This is a genomic window from Longimicrobium sp. (genome assembly GCA_036377595.1).
GTDB lineage: Bacteria > Gemmatimonadota > Gemmatimonadetes > Longimicrobiales > Longimicrobiaceae > Longimicrobium.
In genome coordinates this window covers 1-18,576 of record DASUYB010000071.1, presented here as the reverse complement: position 1 = coordinate 18,576, position 18,576 = coordinate 1, and the positions used below count along the sequence as shown (strand labels likewise).

Annotated in this window: 15 protein-coding genes; 5 read left to right on the top strand and 10 right to left on the bottom strand. The window is 70.0% G+C overall.

Annotated elements, in window-relative coordinates; all coding sequences use genetic code 11:
• Positions 1–53: 53 nt before the first annotated feature.
• A complete protein-coding gene (locus tag VF092_10320) occupies positions 54–1,208 on the top strand; it encodes a hypothetical protein (protein ID HEX6747673.1) in 1,155 nt (384 codons plus the stop codon).
• A gap of 630 nt (positions 1,209–1,838) precedes the next feature.
• A complete protein-coding gene (locus tag VF092_10315) occupies positions 1,839–2,258 on the top strand; it encodes a hypothetical protein (protein HEX6747672.1) in 420 nt (139 codons plus the stop codon).
• A gap of 91 nt (positions 2,259–2,349) precedes the next feature.
• Here the strand turns inward: VF092_10315 and VF092_10310 are convergent, their stop codons facing one another.
• From VF092_10310 to VF092_10295, 4 genes are all read right to left on the bottom strand, one after another.
• Positions 2,350–4,071 carry an AMP-binding protein gene (locus VF092_10310; protein HEX6747671.1) on the bottom strand — a complete coding sequence of 574 codons (1,722 nt, stop codon included), beginning with the start codon at positions 4,069–4,071 and terminating at the stop codon, positions 2,350–2,352.
• 404 nt (positions 4,072–4,475) lie between these two features.
• Positions 4,476–5,768 (bottom strand): gephyrin-like molybdotransferase Glp, encoded by a 1,293-nt coding sequence (gene glp / locus VF092_10305; GenBank protein ID HEX6747670.1) that lies wholly within the window; start codon positions 5,766–5,768, stop codon positions 4,476–4,478.
• Positions 5,758–6,315: a molybdopterin-guanine dinucleotide biosynthesis protein B gene (mobB, locus tag VF092_10300; GenBank protein ID HEX6747669.1), complete on the bottom strand. Its 558-nt coding sequence runs from the start codon at positions 6,313–6,315 to the stop codon at positions 5,758–5,760. The genes glp and mobB overlap by 11 nt, the downstream gene beginning before the upstream one ends.
• Positions 6,308–7,159 (bottom strand): molybdenum cofactor guanylyltransferase, encoded by an 852-nt coding sequence (locus VF092_10295; protein HEX6747668.1) that lies wholly within the window; start codon positions 7,157–7,159, stop codon positions 6,308–6,310. The genes mobB and VF092_10295 overlap by 8 nt, the downstream gene beginning before the upstream one ends.
• Positions 7,160–7,171: 12 nt before the next feature.
• On the opposite strand from VF092_10295, the gene VF092_10290 reads away from it, so the two are divergent.
• Both VF092_10290 and VF092_10285 read left to right on the top strand, forming a co-directional pair.
• Positions 7,172–7,960: a BON domain-containing protein gene (locus VF092_10290; protein ID HEX6747667.1), complete on the top strand. Its 789-nt coding sequence runs from the start codon at positions 7,172–7,174 to the stop codon at positions 7,958–7,960.
• A gap of 287 nt (positions 7,961–8,247) precedes the next feature.
• Positions 8,248–9,414, top strand: a complete 1,167-nt coding sequence (locus tag VF092_10285) for an ISL3 family transposase (GenBank protein ID HEX6747666.1) — start codon at positions 8,248–8,250, stop codon at positions 9,412–9,414.
• An 86-nt stretch (positions 9,415–9,500) separates the two neighbouring features.
• Here VF092_10285 and VF092_10280 read toward each other — a convergent pair whose 3' ends face one another.
• The 3 genes from VF092_10280 to gpmI form a co-directional block, all read right to left on the bottom strand.
• On the bottom strand, positions 9,501–9,956 hold the full coding sequence (locus VF092_10280; protein ID HEX6747665.1) for a BON domain-containing protein: 456 nt from the start codon (positions 9,954–9,956) through the stop codon (positions 9,501–9,503).
• A gap of 62 nt (positions 9,957–10,018) precedes the next feature.
• Complete coding sequence (locus VF092_10275; GenBank protein HEX6747664.1) at positions 10,019–10,741, bottom strand: hypothetical protein; 723 nt, start codon at positions 10,739–10,741, stop codon at positions 10,019–10,021.
• Between the two features lie 373 nt (positions 10,742–11,114).
• Positions 11,115–12,734, bottom strand: coding sequence for a 2,3-bisphosphoglycerate-independent phosphoglycerate mutase (gene gpmI, locus VF092_10270; GenBank protein ID HEX6747663.1), 1,620 nt, complete (start codon positions 12,732–12,734; stop codon positions 11,115–11,117).
• A 370-nt stretch (positions 12,735–13,104) separates the two neighbouring features.
• Between gpmI and VF092_10265 the strand changes: the two genes are divergently transcribed.
• Positions 13,105–14,166 carry a hypothetical protein gene (locus VF092_10265; protein HEX6747662.1) on the top strand — a complete coding sequence of 354 codons (1,062 nt, stop codon included), beginning with the start codon at positions 13,105–13,107 and terminating at the stop codon, positions 14,164–14,166.
• 653 nt (positions 14,167–14,819) lie between these two features.
• Here the strand turns inward: VF092_10265 and VF092_10260 are convergent.
• Genes VF092_10260 through VF092_10250 form a run of 3 tightly spaced genes read right to left on the bottom strand, consistent with a single transcriptional unit; the run spans position 14,820 to position 18,315 of the window.
• The gene (locus tag VF092_10260; protein ID HEX6747661.1) at positions 14,820–15,647 is read right to left on the bottom strand and encodes a hypothetical protein; all 828 of its coding nucleotides are present in this window, start codon (positions 15,645–15,647) and stop codon (positions 14,820–14,822) included.
• A 43-nt stretch (positions 15,648–15,690) separates the two neighbouring features.
• Positions 15,691–17,319, bottom strand: a complete 1,629-nt coding sequence (locus VF092_10255; protein HEX6747660.1) for a serine hydrolase domain-containing protein — start codon at positions 17,317–17,319, stop codon at positions 15,691–15,693.
• Positions 17,320–17,370: 51 nt separating this feature from the next.
• Positions 17,371–18,315 (bottom strand): SDR family oxidoreductase, encoded by a 945-nt coding sequence (locus VF092_10250; GenBank protein ID HEX6747659.1) that lies wholly within the window; start codon positions 18,313–18,315, stop codon positions 17,371–17,373.
• Between the last annotated feature and the right edge of the window lie 261 nt (positions 18,316–18,576).

The following is an 18,576-nucleotide window of genomic DNA, read 5'->3' as shown; positions in this document are numbered from 1 at the left end:
AAGCTGGTTCACGAGAAAGGTTTCCCGCGATGATTCAGATGGAGGGGATGCGCTTGACGCGACGTGTTCGTGAGTGCGCGCGCCCGCTGGCGGCGGCGGCGCTGATGGCGGCGCTGGCCGCGTGCGGCGGCGGCGGCGACGATGCCAAGGGGCAGCAGGGGAAGGCGGGCGATCCGGCCGGGCAGAAGGGCGCCGCGCCCGCGCCGACCGACACCGCCGCCCAGCGCCAGGCCGCGGCGGCCAAGACCCGGTGGGGGAAGACGGCGGCCGAGAGCCAGCAGTGCTTCAACCGGATGCAGGCGCGGCTCGACTCCGCGGCCAACGCGCTGCAGACCGATTCCGCGGCGCCGCGGCCGGGTGCGGGGCGCAATCCGATCTTCGCCAAGGAGCAGGGGTGGTACCCCAAGAAGGGCGAGTTCCGCGACGGCGACCTGCTGCCGTGCCACCGCATCGTCGCCTACTACGGCAACCCCAACTCCACGCGGATGGGCGCGCTGGGCGAGTTCCCGCGCGACGAGATGCTGCGGCGGCTGCAGAACGAGGTGCGGCGCTGGAACGAGGCCGATCCCGCCACGCCCGTCATTCCCGCGCTGCACCTGATCGCCGTCGTCGCGCAGGGCGCGCCCGGGCCGTCGGGGCACTACCGCGCGCAGATCAGCGACCGGCAGACCGACTCCATCTACCAGATGGCGAAGTCGATCAACGGGGTGATGTTCATCGACGTGCAGGTGGGCACCGACGACGTGCGCAACATCATGCCGCGCTTCGAGGAGTTCCTGAAGCGCCCCGACGTCCACTTCGCGGTGGACCCGGAGTTCTACATGCGCGGCGGCGTGGTGCCCGGGCGGCGGATCGGGACGATGTACGCGGCCGACATCAACTGGGTGACCGACCAGCTCGCCCGCATCGTGCGCCAGAACAACCTGCCGCCCAAGGTGCTGGTGATCCACCGCTTCACCCGCAACATGGTGCCCGACGCCGAACGCATCCAGCTGCGCCCCGAGGTGGAGCTGGTGATGGACATGGACGGGTGGGGCGCGCCGTGGCTGAAGTACGACAGCTACCGCGACTACATCGTGCGCCACCCGGTGGAGTTCACGGGGTTCAAGCTCTTCTACCACAACGACACCAAGAAGGGCGATCCGCTGATGACCCCGCGCGACGTGCTCAGCCTCTGGCCCGCGCCGCTCTACATCCAGTACCAGTAGCAGCGGCAGGTCTATCAGGAGACATAGAGACGCGGAGCGGGCAGAGAGCCTTCTCCGCGTCTCTGGCGATCGAGGGTGGTCGAATCAGCGACGGAGGGACGCGCGTCCAGGCGCGCCGAGCTCAAACGTGAGCGTCCGAGCGGGAGCAGATGGGTTGTTCGTTCTGGCGGTCACGATTACAAGCCAACGCCCGCGCTCCTGCGAAAGACGGGGATTGCTCAGGGAGTACACCCTCGCAACGTCGTTGAGTTCGACGGTGCGACGAACGTCAATCCGGGCCGGAGTCCGTGATTCCATCCACTGAACGAACGTGCGGCTGCCATGATCCGGGTTTGCTGCAACGACGATCAAGCGGAACGTCCCCTCGGCAGAACCGAACTTCCAGGTACCACCTGAAATCACCGATTCCACCTCGGTCTCTAGGTGGCGGACCGAATAGGGATCCTGCGCCGCAGCGTGCCGGGTCACCAAGCACGCTACGAGCACTGTGAGCCAGATCCAACGACCAACGTGCGCACTCTGTCTATCGTCTGTTCTCATCGTAACCTCGCCTCTTCAGTGGTAGAACTGGCTGACCTCTTGCAATCATGCTGTTGGAGAACGAGAACTCGCAAGAAAGAGGATCTTAGCATGTCAAATCCCAACGACACGACCGACCGCAGCCTGGGCGAGATGGCGGCGCGCGACCGCCGCCTGGCCGACGCCGCCGCGCACGACGCCGACGTGGAGCGTCCGATCGCCGCGGGGCGGCCGGACCACCCGCACCCCGACATCGCCGCGGCGGACGAGCTGCGCGCGCGGGGCGATGTGCGCACCTTCGCCCGCCAGGAAGAGCTGGCCACGCGTCAGGCCGAGGCCGCCGAGTGGATGGAAGACAACCAGCGGCGCCTGCAGGAGACCGAGCGGCAGCTCGCCCGCGTCCGCGAGGACGCCGCCGGCCGCCGCGACGACGTCCGCGCCCTGGCCGGCGACGCGCGCGAGCTGCGCGACCAGGCGCGCGAGATCCACCGGGACGTGCACGACATCCAGCCGCCAGACGTCGACCGATAACAGCAAAATCTCTCACAGAGGGCACGGAGGTCACGGAGAACCGATTGCAGTTCTCCGTGACCTCCGTGTCCTCTGTGAGAGAAAAGCAGTTCTAGACTGTCGCCTTCTCCGCCGCCCGCTCGGCCGCGCGCAGGTCCTTGCGCAGGATCTTGCCGACGTTGCTCTTCGGCAGCTCGGCGCGGAACTCCACCTGCTTGGGCACCTTGTACGAGGTCAGCTGCTCGCGGCAGTGGCGGATGATGTCCTCGGCCGTCAGCGCGGGGCTCTTCTTCACCACCACCGCCTTCACCGCCTCGCCGGTGCGCTCGTCGGGCACGCCGATCACCCCTACCTCCGCCACCTCGGGAAGCTGGGCGATCACCTCCTCGACCTCGTTGGGATAGACGTTGAAGCCGCTCACCAGGATCATGTCCTTCTTGCGGTCCACGATCCGCACGTAGCCGTCGCCGTCCATCGTGGCGATGTCGCCGGTGTGGATCCAGCCGTCGGCGTCCACCACCTTGGCCGTCTCGTCGGGTCGGTTCCAGTAGCCGGGCATCACCTGCGGCCCCTTCACCAGGATCTCGCCGGGCTCGCCCTCGGCCACCGGCGTCCCCGTCTCGTCCACCAGCACCAGGTCGGTCGACGGCAGCGGGACCCCGATCGTCCCGTCCTTCACCGTCCCCCCGATCGGGTTGAACGTCACCACCGGCGACGTCTCGGTCAGCCCGTAGCCTTCGACGACCGGCGTCCCCGTCACCTCCTTCCACCGCGCGGCCACGGCCGAGTGCAGCGCCATCCCCCCGGCCAGCGACGCGACCAGGTGCTTCGGCGGATTCTCGCGGAACCACTCCTCGTTCAGCAGCGCGTTGTACAGCGTGTTCACGCCGGTGAACCAGCTGATCGGGTACTTCTCCCAGGCCTTCTTCAGGTTGGTGATGGGGCGCGGGCTGGGCACCATCACGTCGCGCGCGCCCAGGGCGTAGAAGAGCAGCAGGTTGACGGTGAACGCGAAGATGTGGTAGTAGGGGAGCGCCGTCAGCACGCACTCTTCGCCGGTGCGCAGGAAGTGCTGGCTGACCTCCTCGAGCTGCATGGTGTTCGCCAGCAGGTTGCGGTGCGTGAGCATGGCCCCCTTGCTGACGCCGGTCGTGCCGCCCGTGTACTGCAGCACGGCCACGTCGTCGAGCTCGATGTGGGCCACGTAGTGTGGCACCCTGGCCGTCTTCACCGCGGCCTGGCCCGCCTTCAGCGCGGCGGAGAAGGGGGTGTGCTCGACCTTCGGCTTGGGGATCTCCTTCTTCACGTACTTCAGCACCGTGCGGACCAGCGTGCGCTTGAAGGGCGAGAACAGCTCCGCGATGCTCACCAGCACCACCGTCTCGATCTTCGTGGCCGGGATGACGCTGGGGAGGCGGTCGGCGAACATGTCGAGGATCACCAGCGCCTTCGCGCCCGAGTCGCTGAACTGGTGCGTCATCTCGGGCGGCGTGTAGAGCGGGTTGGTGTTCACCAGCACGCACCCCGCCTTGAGGATACCGAACGCGGCCACGATGTACCCCAGGCAGTTGGGCAGCTGCACCGCCACCCGGTCGCCCGCCTCCAGCCCCACCGTCTCGCGCAGGTACGCGGCGAAGGCGTCGCTCAGCCGGTCGGTCTCGGCGTAGGTGAGCGAGGCGTCCATCCCGTTGGGCATGCACTGCGTGAACGCGGTGCGATGGCCGAACTGGCTGGCCACGTACCGAAACATGTCCGGCAGGTGCTTGTACTGGATGGGCGCGATGTCCGTCTTGGTACCCTGGACGTAGTGGTCGGTCCACGGGCGTGCGGTCATAGGGCCACCTCGGATGGGGAGGGGTTCGGGATGCGTGGCGCGGGTACCGAATAGGGTAGGCGCTTCCCGCGCGCGCATCAAGCGAAGCGTTGGTTCACTGGATGTAAACGGCGGATTCGGGGCGAGTTCCCGATAGGGCCCTCACCCGAAAAACGGAGCGGGTCGTGACGAAACCCCTGTCACGACCCGCTCCGTTTTTCGACCTCTCCCAAACTGCTGGGAGAGGTAACTGCAACAGCAACTAAGTGCTTGCGCCCGTATCAGTTTCCTGGGGAAGCACGATCTCCCGCCACCAGCTCCGAACTCATCTCCGAGGTGAGGTCTCCCCCCTTCTCCCCGTTATCGGGAGAAGGGGGGCCGGGGGGGATGAGGGCCCGCGCGCAGCGCCCCCGCTGTTCCCGCGATCACTCGAAGTACGCGTCGTCCGTCAGCGGCGCGCCGCCGAGCACCACCGCGCGGATGCCATCCCCCGCGCGCAGCTGGGCGCCGGCGGGAACGATTCCGAGCGCGTCCGCGGCCGCCATCGACGTGCCGATGTTCGAGCTCTGCAGCCCCGCCAGGCTCGCGTACGCCGTCCCCTCCTCCGTCTCCAGCCGCAGCCGGGGGAGCTGGATGAGCTCGCCGCGCGCGTGGAAATCCTCGCGCAGCACGGCCTGGATCACGGGTTGGTAGATGCTGGTGCGGCCGCACATCCGCATCAGCGCGGGGCGGACGAACAGCTCGAACGTCACCATCGTCGACACGGGGTTGCCGGGGAGCCCGAACCAGGGGATGCCGCCCAGCGCGCCCACGTGCCCGAATGCCAGCGCCGAGCCCGGCTTGATGCGCACGCGCCAGAATTCCACGCGCGTCCGCATCTCGTCCATCACCGCGCGGACGTGGTCGTGCTCGCCGACGCTGATGCCGGCGCTGGTGATCAGCGCGTCGCAGCCGCGGGCGGCCTCCACGCGCTGGCGCAGGCTCTCGCGCGTGTCGCCGGCGATGGGGAGCAGGCGCGCCTCGATGCCGCTCTCCGCGAGCTGCGCGGCCAGCGCGTAGCCATTGCTGGAGACGATCTTCCGCCCCGCCAGCACCTCGTAGAACCGCTCCACCTCCACCAGCTCGTCGCCCGACGTCAGGATGGCGACGCGGGGGCGGCGGACGACGTCGAGCGCCGCCCTTCCCACTGACGCGGCGACGGCGAGCTGCGGCGCGCGGAGGACGGTGCCGGCGCGCAGCACGGTGTGGCCCACGCGGACGTCCTCGCCGCGCGGGCGGACGTTCTTCCCCGCGTCCGCGTCGGAGAAGACGACCACGCGTGCCTCCGCCGACTCGAGCCCTATCCCCCCGTCCGTGTGCTCGACGCGGACGACGCCGTCCGCGCCCTCGGGGACGGGCGCGCCGGTCATGATCCGCGCCGCCTCGCCGAGGCCGACGGGGCGCGCGGGGAAGTGGCCGGCGGGGATGTCGTCGACCACGCGGAGCACGGCGGGGCGCTCGCGCGAGGCGCCGCGGACGTCCTCCCCGCGCACGGCGAATCCGTCCATCGCCGAGTTGTCCCACGGCGGCAGGTCCACGGGCGAGACGACGTCCTCGGCGAGGACGGAGCCGAGCGCGTCCAGCAGCGCGCGCGACTCCGTCCCCAGCGGCCGCACGCCGCCGATGATGCGCCGCAGCGCCTCGGCCGCGGAGAGCCAGTCCGCCGCGTCACCGCGCATCGCCGTCTCCAGCGAGGAAGCGCTCCTCCAGCAGGTCGGCGATGACGGCGACGTGCCCGCCGTGCGCCTCCAGCGCGATCACCGGGCAGCCGGCGCGGAGGCTTTCGTCGTCCGTCACGATGGCGATGAATCGCGCCGCGGCATCCGCATCTTCCGGGTCATGGACGGGGCGGTCGTGCACGGCGCGGCGGAAGATCTCGATCTTGGGAAGCGCGCCGTGCTTCCATCCCTCGATCAGCACCAGCTCGTAGCCGCGCCCCGCGTAGAAGTCGCGCACCAGGCGCTCGGGGTCGGGCTCGCCGTCGATCCGCATCACCAGCGCGATCTTGCCGGTGCCGGCCATGATCGTCGCCTCGGCCTGGCCCTCGTTGAAGTGGCGCCAGCTGTCGCGGCCGGGCTGGTCCGTCTCGAACGCGTGGTGGCCATGCTTGATGGTGGCGATGCGCCGCCCGCGTCGCCGCAGCTCCGCCGCGAGCGCCACCGTCAGCGTCGTCTTGCCGCTGTTCTTCCTGCCGACGATGCAGACGGCGGGCGGGATCTCAGGCATCGGCGTGCCGGGCGAGGTCGATGGCCCGGCGGTGGTCGTCGGGCGTGTTCACGTTCATGAAGATGATCTCCGGGTCGCCGAACCGCCGCACCTCGGCGAGCGGGATGCGTCCGGCGCGCACCGTTGCGAGCAGCGCGTGCAGCGACCGCTCGTCCGACGCCAGCGCGCGCTCGACGGCGGGGAGGCACGCGACGGAGTACCACGCGCACAGCGGCTCGATCCCGCGCCGGCCGGTGCTCTCCGGCACGACGGCGTCCGCATCGCCGTCGCGTGCGCGGCGGACGAGCTCGCGCAGCAGGGCGGGGGAGACGAACGGCATGTCGCACGCGACGCAGACCGCGCCCGGCCGCCCCATCTCCATCGCCCACCGCAGCGCCGTCTCGATCCCCGCGGCCGCCCCGAGCCCCGGCCGCAGGTCGCCGCGCGCCGGGAGATCCAGATCTCCGAACAATTCCGGCTCGTTGGCGATCAGAATCACGTCGTCCACCGCCGCCGCCAGCGCGTCCCGCACCCGCTCGACGATGCGGCGCCCGCCGACCTCCGCCAGCGCCTTCGCCGCGCCGAACCGCCGGCTCGCCCCCCCGGCGAGGATGGCGCCGAGGGGCTCGGCATTGCTGGAATGAGCAGATGGAGATTGCAGGACGGGCTCCGTGGCTACGGACCAACGCTTGTGCTGCCGCGGCGCGGAGGCCCCCCACCCCGCGCTTCGCGCGACCCTCCCCCCAAAACCGACTGGGGGGAGGGTGGGACTGGGGACCGAATCTATCCACCCCTCCCACGCCGCGCACCGGAACGCCTCTTGCGCGCCGCGGAGGCCGAACGCGAACAGCGCAATCCGGAGCAAGGAGGCGGAGAGATGGCGCGCTACGATGGTGGTTTCGGCGGCCCACGCGGCGCTTGGCGCGGACGGCAGGGCGGACCCTACCGCCGCGGCTTCCGCGAGCCCGGCGGCACGCCTGACGACTTCCCGCAGGGCGGCCGCCCCGGTCCGTATGGCGGCGAGTGGCAGCGCCAGTACGGCGCGGGCGGCTACGGCGGCGGCGGTGGATGGTTAGGCAGTCGCGCGGGCCCCGGCCTCGGTGCCGGCCATCGCGGCGACTGGCGCGGGCGCGGTGGATGGGATCGCGGCGAGTACGGCGGCGCGTACGAGGAGTACGGCGGCTATCCCGGCGGCCCCGCGCGCGGCGAGTACTACGGCGGCCGCCCCTCACAAGGGCGCGGATACGACGCGGGGTACGCGCGCGAGCCGTTCATGCCCGAGGAGGCGTATCGCCGTCACCCCGAGTACCGGCAGGATCCCGCCCGGCGCGAGTGGGAGGCGCACCAGCACGAGTACGGCGACGAGTTGAGCGACGAGGAGGTGCGCGAGGCCGTCTACCGGCGGATGAGCGCGGACGCGTGGCTCGACCCGGAGCGCATCGACGTGCAGGTGGAGGACGGCGTGGTGACGCTGACCGGCGAGGTCGACGACTTCCTGAAGGCGCGCTACGCCTGGGACGACGCGTGGGAGACCGACGGCGTGCGCGGCGTGGTGAACAACCTCACCGTCCGCGCCGACGAGCCGCGCGCCGAGCCCCACGGCGACGTCGTCGCCCAGAGCGGCGGCGAGCGCACGACCGTCGACGAAGCGGAGGGGATGAGCTGACCCAGGACAGAGCACTCAACAGATTGGGCTCACGCAGAGTTAGCAGGGTCAGCGGAAAACTGCAGTTTCACTGCTGACCCTGCTAACTCTGCGTGAGCCATTTTCTTTAAAAAGGTTCTTCGTCGATTTAGTTGCAGGTAAGTAGAAGCAGAATGGACACCGGCCCTGCGGTTGAGCAGAATGGAGTTGTCTAAGCTCCCATTCACGCTCAGCCTCAGAACACGGTGTCCGACCTCAGTATAACTCCGTACTTCCCCTTCGCACGAGTGGTCCCGGTCGATCAGCAGGTGAGCGAGTTGGAAGGCCGGGTGCAGAGCGTCATCACGCTGGCGCCGGTTGAAGGTGCGTGGCCGTTCTGCTCGGTCTGCGGGGAGAACGGCGGCCGGCTGCATATGTACGGGACGCGGCGGGTGCGTGACCTGAACCTGGCGCACGCACGCGTCGAGCTGGTAGTGCCCAACCGCAAGCTGCGCTGCGCCACCTGTCGGATGATCCGAACGGAGGGCCACAGCTTCGTCGGCCCCTACCGCCGCCACACGCTGCGCTTCGAGCGAGCGGTCGCTGAGCTCTGCCGCTACCTGCCCATCAAGCAGGTCGCCGAGCACTTCGATCTCCCGTGGCACACGGTCAAGGAGATCGACAAGCGGCGCCTGGAGCGGGAGGTCGGCACGCCGTGCTACGACGGACTGCGGCTCCTAGCGGTCGACGAGGTCGCGGTCCACAAGGGGCACACCTACCTGACCACCGTGCTCGATCTGGAGACGGGGCGGATCGTCTGGGTCGGCAAGGGACGAACCGAGGCCACGCTGGCCGGCTTCTTCGAGGAGCTGACGCCGGAACAACGGAAATCGATCGAGGCCGTGGCTTCCGACATGGCTTCAGGGTTCCGCAACGCGGTGGAGAAAGCCTGCCCACAAGCTGCCCTGGTCTACGATCTCTTCCACGTGGTGGCGAAGTACAGCCGCGAGGTGGTCGACGTGGTCCGCCTGGAGGAGGCGAAGAAGCAGGACGAGGCCGGCCGCAAGCTGATCAAGGGAAGCCGCTACCTGCTCCTGAAGAACGAGGCGAACCTGCGCGAGTCGCAGCGGCAAGATCTGCAAGTACTCCTCGCCGCCAACGAGACGCTGAACACCGTCTACGTCCTCAAGGACCAACTCAAGCAGATCTGGAGCTATACCGATCCGGCCTGGGCCAGGCAGGCGCTGGAGCGCTGGTGCGCCTTGGCCGAGCAGAGCGAGATCACGCCTCTGGCAACGTTTGCTCGGAACCCGCGACGACACGAGCAGGGGATCGTGAACCACGCTGTGTATCCGATCGGCACCGGTCGGCTCGAAGGCATCAACAACAAGATCAAGGTCATCAAGCGCCAAGCGTACGGCTTCCGCGACGACGCCTACTTCATCCTGAAGATCAAGGGCGCCTTCCCGGGTGCGCTGCAACTAAATCTGCGATGAACCTTTAAAAATCAGGCCCCGGCGCGTCCACGCCGGGGCCTGATCTCGTACGCACTCCGCACTCACGCACTTCCGCACTTCCAAGCTCAGTGCGCCTCGCGGCTGCCGTAGCCGTCGGGCACGGGGCGGTCGGGGGGCTCGTAGCTGGCGCCCTCCTCCACCGCCGTGCCCACGTCGTGCGTGCCGTAGGTCTGCGCGTCGAGGTCCTCCACCAGGTGCTCGGCGGTGTCGGACTGGTCGAAGAGCGTCTCGCCGAGCTGGTCGTCGGTCTCCAGGTCCTGCGCGACCGCGTCGTCGGCCGCCTCGGGCATCTCGCCGCGGTGGAGCTCGTCGACCATCAGCTCGTTGGTCAGCTGCGTCTCGTCCAGCCCCAGCACCTCCACCAGCCCCTTCTCCGCGATCTGCACCTCGCCGTCGCTGGAGACGCGGCCGGAGAGCGTGACGTGGCCGTTGCGCACCGCCACGTCGATCCATCCCATGTCCAGCTCGGGATACTCGCCCAGGTGCTGCACGACGAGGTCGTAGATCTCGTCGTCGGTCATCGTGGAGAAGTCGAACGTTCCGAAGTCGCCCAGCATTGGAGCCCGTTCCCGTCCCGGCCGGTTCAGAAGTGCAGCACCGCCCCGATCTGCGCCGAGGAGGCGTTGTTCCACTCGGAGATCTTCCCCTGCGCGGCCGAGCGGAACCCCTCGGGCGCCGTCTCGCGCCAGAGCCGGCCGTTCAGCTCCAGGCGCAGCGCCACGCGGCGCGTGAGGAACAGGTCCGTTCCCCCGGAGAGCCCAACCGCAAAGGCGGGGCCGAAGTCATAGCGCTCGGGCGCGGGGATGTCTTCCTCCTGCGGGTCGCTGCCGGTGACGGCGCGCGCGTACCCCGCGTTCACCCCCACGTACGGCGCCAGCCCATGCACCGTGCGCGGCCCGGTCAGGTGGAACAGGAACCCCGCCTCGATCATCGCGATCCCCGTGCTCACCTCGCGACCCGTGTCGATGGGGCGGATCTCGGTGGAGTCGTTCACCGCCTCGGCGAAGAACACCTCGCGCTTGCTGGGGATGTATCCCACCGACGCGCGCAGCGACAGCGGCCCGCTCACCCGCAGCGTGTAGCGCAGCCCGAAGATCGGCGCCGACTTCGGCCCGATGTCGGCGGAGGTGCTGTCGGTGAGCTGCAGGTTGGGGTCGGTGAAGACGTATCCGGCGAAGGGCTCCAGCCCCTGGGACTGTTCCACGTAGCGGATCGGGGAGTGGATCACCTGCGCGGCGGCGGGCCGCGCGGCGAGCGCGCCCAGGGCCAGCGCGATGAAGGCGGCGGTCCGCGAAAGTCGAGTCATGCGTGTGAGGGCTGCAAGATGCGTGAGCGGCGGGTGGCGACCGGGCCCCCGCCGCAAGCCAACGGACCCGGGACGGGTCGCGTCGCGGGTCCGTTATAGCGCGCGGAAGGTACGGTTTGTTCCGTGCCGCGGCAAGTGTCTGAGGGGACAGGGGATAGGGAACAGGGGACAGCGGGATGGGCGGAGATCGGCATCATCGAACGCCACCAGTTTTCCGGCGGCGATGGAGATCGGAAGCCCGTCGCGCGCGCCGATGCCTCGTCCGCACCGATGCCTGTAGTCCGCGAAGGCGGACTTCGTGTGGTTGTTGCCGCGAATTTATTCGCCCCGTCCTACCCATCCTCGCCATCGCTCGAATCACCCCCAACCCGAATCACCCCACCGCCGCCGCCCTCCGACGCGCGTCCGGGCTCGTCGCCGGCGCGAGGACGCGCAGGTCCTTCCCCGTCATCGCCGCGGGCTGGGGGACGCCGATGATGCCGAGCATCGTCGGGGCCACGTCGCACAGCGCGCCGTCCCTCAGCCCCGTCGCCGTGCGGCGATCCGCGGGCTCGACGAGGATGATGCCGACCGGGTTCAGCGTGTGCGCGGTGTGGGGTCCGTTCGTCTCCGGGTCCCACATCTGCTCGCAGTTGCCGTGGTCGGCGCTGACGAGAAGTGTCGTCGCCGTCTCCCTGCACGCGGTCAGCACCTCGCCGAGGCCGGCATCCACCGCTTCCACCGCCTTCTTCGCCGCCTCGAGCGAGCCGGTGTGGCCCACCATGTCGGGGTTGGCGTAGTTGCAGACGAGCACGTCGTACGCCTGCGACCGGATCGCCTCGACCAGGCCCCGGGTGACCTCGGGCGCGCTCATCTCCGGCTGCAGGTCGTACGTCGCCACCCTGGGGGATGCGACTAGGCGGCGCGTCTCTCCCTCCGGCGGCTCCTCGACGCCGCCGTTGAAGAAGAAGGTGACGTGCGGGTACTTCTCCGTCTCGGCCGTGCGGAAGCTCTTCAGCCCGTGCGCCGCCAGCACGTCGGCCAGGATGTCGTCCATCGGCTGCGGCGGGAACGCGGTGGCCAAAGGGAACGCTTCGTCGTACTGCGTCATCGTGGCGACCTCCACCTCCGGCCTCTCCGTGCCGCGGTCGAATCCGTCGAACGCGGGGTCGGCCAGGGCGCGCGTCATCTGCCGCGCACGGTCCGCGCGGAAGTTGAAGAAGATGACGCCGTCGCCGCTGCGGATCGGACCGACGGGCTTCCCGTCGGCGCCGACGATGACGCGTGGCTTCACGAACTCGTCCGTCTCTCCCGCCTGGTACGCGGCGGCGACGGCTTCGACGGGGTCGTGCACGGGGATGCCATCTCCATACACCATCGCGCGATACGCCTGCTGCGTGCGGTCCCAGCGCTTGTCGCGGTCCATCGCCCAGTAGCGCCCCATCAGCGTGGCCACGCGGCACTTCTCCCCGATCCCCCCGCGCCCGAAGAGCTCGGTGAGGAACTCGCGCGCGCTGGAGGGCGGCGTGTCGCGGCCGTCGAGGAAGAGGTGGATGCGGACGGCGGGCGCTGCCTCCTGCTGCGCCAGGTCGCAGAGCGCGAGGAGATGCTCGTCCACCGCGTGCACGCCGCCGGGGCCCACCAGCCCCATCAGGTGCAGCGTGGCCCCGCGCTGCTTGACGCTGCGGATGAGGCGGAGGAAGGCGTCGTTGCGCCGGAACTCGCCGGTCTCGATCGCGTGCGAGATGCGCTGCAGGCTCTGCATCACTACGCGCCCGGCGCCCAGGTTCATGTGGCCCACCTCGCTGTTCCCCATCTGCCCGGGGGGGAGGCCGACGGCGGGGCCGTGCGTGGTGAGGGTGGCGCGGGGGTAGTCTCCTTCTTCCCAGAGATGGCGCCAGGTGGGCGCGTGCGCCTGGGCCACGGCGTTGTCCCACTCGGGCGCGCGCAGCCCCCATCCGTCGAGGATCACGAAGCAGACGCGGGGGCGATCGCCCGCTGCAAGATCGGTCACGGCAACCACCTTCAGCGTTCGTTAACCAGGATCTAATTGACAGGCGCGGGCTGCGGGCGTAGCTTGAGCCCGAACCCGCAACGACCTGTCGACATTCTACGGAGCGCCCGGAAGGTTCCGCCATCCCGGCCGCTCTCCCCCGTTGACAAGCCATGCAAGCCCGCGCGCGTCCGCACCCGCGGCGCGCGCAAGCGGCTCCCGCGCGCGTGCGACCCCCGCGCCGCGCAAGGGCAGGCCGCCGGCTCGCGGGTCAGACATTCAGCCGGATGCCGCACTCCCCCGCCGGCGTCCGCCGTTCGCAGTGGCTCCGGGCCCCTCGGCCCGGGACGCAGTCTTCGAGAACCGCAGCACCCAGCAGCAAGGAGTTGCCATGCCCCGCAGCCGACGCGCATTCGCCGGCCCCCTCGCCGCGTGCGTCCTGGCCGGCGCCGTCCTCGGCCTGTCGCGCCCGATGCACTCGCTCCCGCCGGTCACCTGGAGCTCGAAGGCTCCGGCGAATCCCCATCGGCTGTACCGGCTAAAGACCGAGAGCGCGTTCCGCCTGAGCGACCTGGCGTTCGGCCGCAGCCACGAGCTGCGCGTGATGTTCGCCGACCCGCTGCGCCGCGTGGAGCTGCCCATCGAGTGGACGGGCGAGCGGCCGCGCGACCTGCGCTACCAGTGGGTGCCGGTGAACGGGACGCAGCCGCGCTCGGTGCAGGGCGCCGGGTGGGTGGCGGCCGGGTTCACCGCGCCGCCCGAGCAGGGGCAGTGGAAGCTGCAGCTGATCGCCGACGGCGTGGCGCAGCGGGTGGAGGAGATCACGGTGGTCACGCGCGTGCCCTTCAGCGAGAAGCGCGACGGCTGGCTGAACGGCTACCACATCGGCCGCTACGTGACGGAGACCAACGTGCGCGACGGGGCGTACGCGCCGCCTCCGGGCTTCATCGAGGTCACGCCCTTCAACCAGGAGACGCCGGTCAGCGCGCACTTCCGGCTGCGGAACTTCCTCACCAAGAACCAGTTCGCGGTGTGGCCCAAGTACGTGGCGCTGGACCTGCGGCTGATCGACAAGCTGGAGCTGGTGCTGCAGGAGCTGAACGCCATGGGCGTGCGCGCCGAGCAGATGGCGGTGATGAGCGGGTTCCGGACCCCCGCCTACAACCTGCAGGGCGTGGGCGAGGGCGGCCGCGCGCTGCTCAGCCGCCACACCTACGGCGACGCCAGCGACGTGTGGGTGGACAACGACGGCGACGGCTACATCGACGACCTGAACGGCGACGCCCGACGCGACACCCGCGACGTGATGGTGATGCTGCGCGCGGTGGAGCGCGTGGAGCGCCGCTATCCCGAGCTGATCGGCGGCGCGGGCGTATACAACGGCAACGGCGCGCACGGCCCCTTCATCCACATCGACGCGCGCGGCTACCGCTCGCGCTGGGGGCTGGAGTAGGCGCGTCAGGGCGATCAAAATCGAGGGCCTCACCCGGTGGGGCCCTCACCCGAAAAACGAAGGAAGGCGAGACGTAACAGCCGTCTCGCCTTCCTTCGTTTTTCGACCTCTCCCAAAACAGACTGGGAGAGGTGATACCAAATCGTCGGATCAACTGTGCATTGGAGGAAGGAACTGGAATGTCATTCCGAAGGCGCTGCGCCGCCCTGTCCTCCATGCCGAATCCGTGGCGCCTGAGGAATCTGTGGCCGGCTCCCGAGCCACAGGCCGCCTGATGCTCGGACGCATGCCACAGATTCCTCGGGCGCCGCCCGGCATCGGCGCGGTCGAAGATTCGGAGCCAGCGGCGCCGCTGAATAGAAAGTTAATCGCCCAAGTTGTTGCGGTGCAGGCGATTATGACTTTCACCCTTCGTGGTCGCGCGCAGCGCGGTGTACGACTCGGAATGACATCCGATCGGAATGCACGATCAATTGCGGCAGCCGGTCTGACTGCAACAGAAGCTCATCTCCCAGCAAGCCGATGGCGGGCAGGATCCTTCTCCCTCGCGACCGAACCACCTCTCCGCGCTGAGGTCTCCCTCTCCCCCAGTCGGTTTTGGGGGAGGGGGCCGGGGGGAGAGGGCCCCGAGCGGCGCAGCCGCGAGGTGGCAGTCAGTGCGCTGCCGGGCAGTACTCCGCGCGCCAGCCGGTGCCCTCGGTCAGCTCGTAGGCCTCGGTCTCGGAGGGCTTGTCGCAGTAGGCGAAGGGGAGGAAGGCGGCGCGCCGCAGCAGGTGGGCGCCCAGGCCGAGGTCCAGGTGGCGGCGGACCCATCCATCCTTCACTCGCCCGGTGACCATCCTTTCGAGTGGCAGGCCGACCAGGTAGAGGAACTCGTCTTCCTGGATCACGTGGATCAGCTCGTGCGACCGGGTGCCGTGGTCGTTGGCCACGGTGGCGATGGTCATCATCCGGAACCCCTCCGATCCGGCGTGCGTCTGGTCGAGCCGCCCGGTGCGCACGAACACGGGGGTGCCGAACGACAGCGAATGCGCGAGGTCGAGCCGTGTGTCGGGCGTGGCCGCGAGGGCCAGCATCCGGGCGGTCTCGGCCACGCTCACCCGCACGCCCACCCGACGCGCGGCCGGGCGCCATTCCAGCGTGACGGGGCCGATGGGGCTCAGCAGCACGAAGGTGTCTGCCGCCGCCGAGTAGATGAGCGACGTGCCCGCCGCGGCAACCTGGCGCGCGACCAGCCCCATGCCGGGCGCGTCGACGGTGGCGAGCTGCTTTCCGCCCGCGACCATCGCCCCGCCGGCGAACCCGCGCACGGTGGCGCGCTTCAGGTCGCCGTGCGTGAGCAGCGCCCTGGCGCCGGCCAGCACGCCGCCGACGGCGCCGTTGACGGCCACGTTCTGCGCGCGGCGCTCCAGCCCGATCTGCGCGTGCGCCGGGGTGCCGAGCGCCGCCAGCAGGGTCGCGAGGACCAGCAAATATCTCATGGGTCGGGGAATGACGGGGATCGTGGGACGATTGCGGGAGACGTCACCGCGGGACGCGCTCGAAGCGCAGGCCGCGCACGCGCTCGACCCACAGGCCGAAGCCGTTCACGCGGCCGGTGCGATCGCGGGTGAAGCGCAGCACCCAGCCGTTCTCGGTGGTGAAGGCGTCGCGGTAGACGGGCGTGAGCTCGATGCGCACGTCCGGACGGCGGCGCAGCACCAGCTTCCCGCTCTCCACGGCGATGGTGTAGATGACCTCGGCCTCGTCGCTGCGATACTCACCGGCGAACGCGGCGAGATTGGCGGGCGTCCACGCCTCCACCGGCTCGTACGCGATGGTGTCGCCGTCGGCGGCGATGACGCGCATCCCGGCGCGCGCTCCGGCTGATGCGGGTTCGAACTCCACCGCCGGCCCCTCAGGCCCGCCCAGCCGGAAGCGCGTGGCGGAGAGCGGGAGCAGCGGCTGCGAGTTGGCGACGAGCCGGCCGTCGCGCACCGCGAGCCGCACGGGGACGTTCGTGCGCGTGTTGCGGTAGATGCCCGCGCGCGCGGAAAGCTCCGCCTCGGCGAGCGCGGCCTGCGGCAGCGCGGGTGCCGGCGCGCGCGCGGGGAGGAAGACGTCGGCGACGCGGCGGCCGAAGGTGACGGCGTTGGCCTGCGCGGCGTTGCAGAGGACGGCGACGGTGAGCCGCTGCTCGGGGTAGCGCGCGAGCCAGGCGCGGTATCCGGCCGTGGCGCCGCTGTGGTTCACCTCGGGGATGCCGCGCCAGCGGGTGACGACCAGCCCCTCGGCGTACTCGATCCGCCGCCCGCCCGTCAGCACACCCCGCCGCTGCAGCTCGTCCACCAGCGCGCGCCCGCCGACGCGTCCCGTCGCGAAGTTCTCGTCCCAGCGCAGCAGGTCGCCCACGGTGGTCAGCAGGCCGCCGTTGCCGTGCACGTTCTCGAAGGGCATCTGCAGGTGCGGCGCGCCGTCGTCGCCCATCTCGTACGCCTGCGCGCGGCCCTTCACCACGCGGGTGTAGTCGTCGCGCCACTCCGTGCGCGTCATCCCCAGCGGCTGGAAGATGCGCTCGCGGGTGAAGCGCGCGAACGGCATCCCCGACACGCGCTCGACGATGACGGCCAGCAGGTTGTAGCCGGTGTTGCTGTAGAGGTACTGCGAGCCCGGTGGAAAGTTGATCGCCCGCTGCCGGCCGACGATGTCGAGCACGTGCGCGTGCGTGTAGGTGCGCGTGCCGCGCGGCCACCCGGCGATCTCCTCCACCGTCCCCCAGTCGCGCAGCCCGCTGGTGTGGTTCAGCAGGTGGCGGATGCGGATGGGCGCGCCGTAGTCGGGCAGCTCGGGGACGTAGCGCCGCACGGGATCGTCCAGCGACAGCTTCCCGTCCTGCGCCAGCAGCACGACGGCCGCCGCGGTGAACTGCTTGGAGACGGATCCCGCCTCGAACACCGTCTCGGCCGAGTTGGCGACGTCGTGCTCCAGGTCGGCCATGCCGTAGGCGCGCGTGAGCAGCGTCCGCCCGCCGCGGGCGACGGTGACGGCGCACCCCGGCACGTCGAGCGCGCTCCAGCGTGAGAAGATGCTGTCCACGCGGGCGACGGAATCGGCCTGCGCGTGCGCGGAACCGGCCCATAGCGCCGCGGCGAGCGCGGCACCCGGAATCTTCATGGGTGGGTCGGGGATGTGAGGATGAGACGTAAAGATACAACCGTCGCGAACTTAGCGGTACCCCGACGCGTCGGCGGGGAGGCCGGCCTCCTGGACCTCCACGAGGTAGCGCCAGCAGTCGGGGCGCGAGCCGTCCACGTCGGTGAAGCCGTAGACCTGCGCCAGCTGGCCGCTCGACAGGCTCTCCCCGTTCCACCGCGCGCGATCGGGATCGGCGGCGAGCGCCGCCACCGCACGCCCGACGAAGCGCGGCGACTCGGAGATGACGAAGTGCGGCTGGAACTTCGTCGCGTCGCGCCAGCTGGCCTCGGTGACGCCGAACGCGTCCAGCATCATCTCCGAGCGGAGCCATCCGGGGGTGAGCGAGACGGCCGTGCACCCGTGCGGCGCCAGCTCGCGCGACAGGCCCCACGCCAGCCGCGTGATCGACGTCTTCGCCAGGTCGTAGAAGGCGTTCAGCCGGTAATGCGACTGGTTGTACACGGCGGTGCCGTCGGTCACCTCCACCACCAGCCCGCCGGGATGGGAGACGAGGAGCGGGAGCGCGAAGTGGCTGGTGACGAGGTGCGTGTCGATCGCCAGCCGCAGCATGCGCAGGCCGCCGTCGAGCGAGTGCTGCCAGATCGGCGTCTCCCACTCGATCAGCTTCTCGCCGCCCCAGACGTCGTTGACGAGCACGTCCAGCCGCCCGTGCTCGCGCCCGATCCGCGCGACCAGCGCCTCCACCTCGGCCGGCTGCAGGTGGTCTGTCGCCACGGCGATCCCGGCGCCGCCGGCAGCGGAGACGAGCTCCGCCGTCTCCTCGATCGTCTCCGGGCGGTCGTACTCGGACCGCCGCTCGCGCGTGCTACGGCCGGTGACGTAGACCGTCGCCCCCGCCGCACCGAGCTCGATGGCGATGCCGCGTCCCGCGCCGCGCGTGGCCCCCGCCACGAGCGCAACCTTGCCGGCGAGCGGACGGTCGGACTGGGCGACGTGCGATGGGCTGGTCGTCATCGGCTGATGCGGGATGCGCGGGGAAAGGCTCGGTGCGTCGCGCGGAGTGTCGTGTGGCCGATGTTATAGATCCTTCGGCCTGCAGCCATCGGTGTGGATGCTGGTTGCGGTCTGGCCGGCCTCAGCTCGACTTTGTCCATTTCAGCACAGGCGTTGCATCGTGTAGCCATGGTGCCCCCACCGAACCCGGGGCGCACTGTCGATGCAAGCCAACCTGACCGAGCTGGCCGAGCTTTTCTCCGCGTTCGCTCCACTCTTCAC

Coding starts and splice junctions, on each gene's coding strand:
- VF092_10315 (HEX6747672.1), top strand. CDS start 1,839: ATGTCAAATCCCAACGACACGACCGACCGCAGCCTGGGCGAGATGGCG.
- VF092_10310 (HEX6747671.1), bottom strand. CDS start 4,071: ATGACCGCACGCCCGTGGACCGACCACTACGTCCAGGGTACCAAGACG.
- glp (HEX6747670.1), bottom strand. CDS start 5,768: ATGCGCGGTGACGCGGCGGACTGGCTCTCCGCGGCCGAGGCGCTGCGG.
- mobB (HEX6747669.1), bottom strand. CDS start 6,315: ATGCCTGAGATCCCGCCCGCCGTCTGCATCGTCGGCAGGAAGAACAGC.
- VF092_10290 (HEX6747667.1), top strand. CDS start 7,172: ATGGCGCGCTACGATGGTGGTTTCGGCGGCCCACGCGGCGCTTGGCGC.
- VF092_10280 (HEX6747665.1), bottom strand. CDS start 9,956: ATGACCGACGACGAGATCTACGACCTCGTCGTGCAGCACCTGGGCGAG.
- VF092_10275 (HEX6747664.1), bottom strand. CDS start 10,741: ATGACTCGACTTTCGCGGACCGCCGCCTTCATCGCGCTGGCCCTGGGC.
- VF092_10265 (HEX6747662.1), top strand. CDS start 13,105: ATGCCCCGCAGCCGACGCGCATTCGCCGGCCCCCTCGCCGCGTGCGTC.
- VF092_10260 (HEX6747661.1), bottom strand. CDS start 15,647: ATGAGATATTTGCTGGTCCTCGCGACCCTGCTGGCGGCGCTCGGCACC.
- VF092_10255 (HEX6747660.1), bottom strand. CDS start 17,319: ATGAAGATTCCGGGTGCCGCGCTCGCCGCGGCGCTATGGGCCGGTTCC.
- VF092_10250 (HEX6747659.1), bottom strand. CDS start 18,315: ATGACGACCAGCCCATCGCACGTCGCCCAGTCCGACCGTCCGCTCGCC.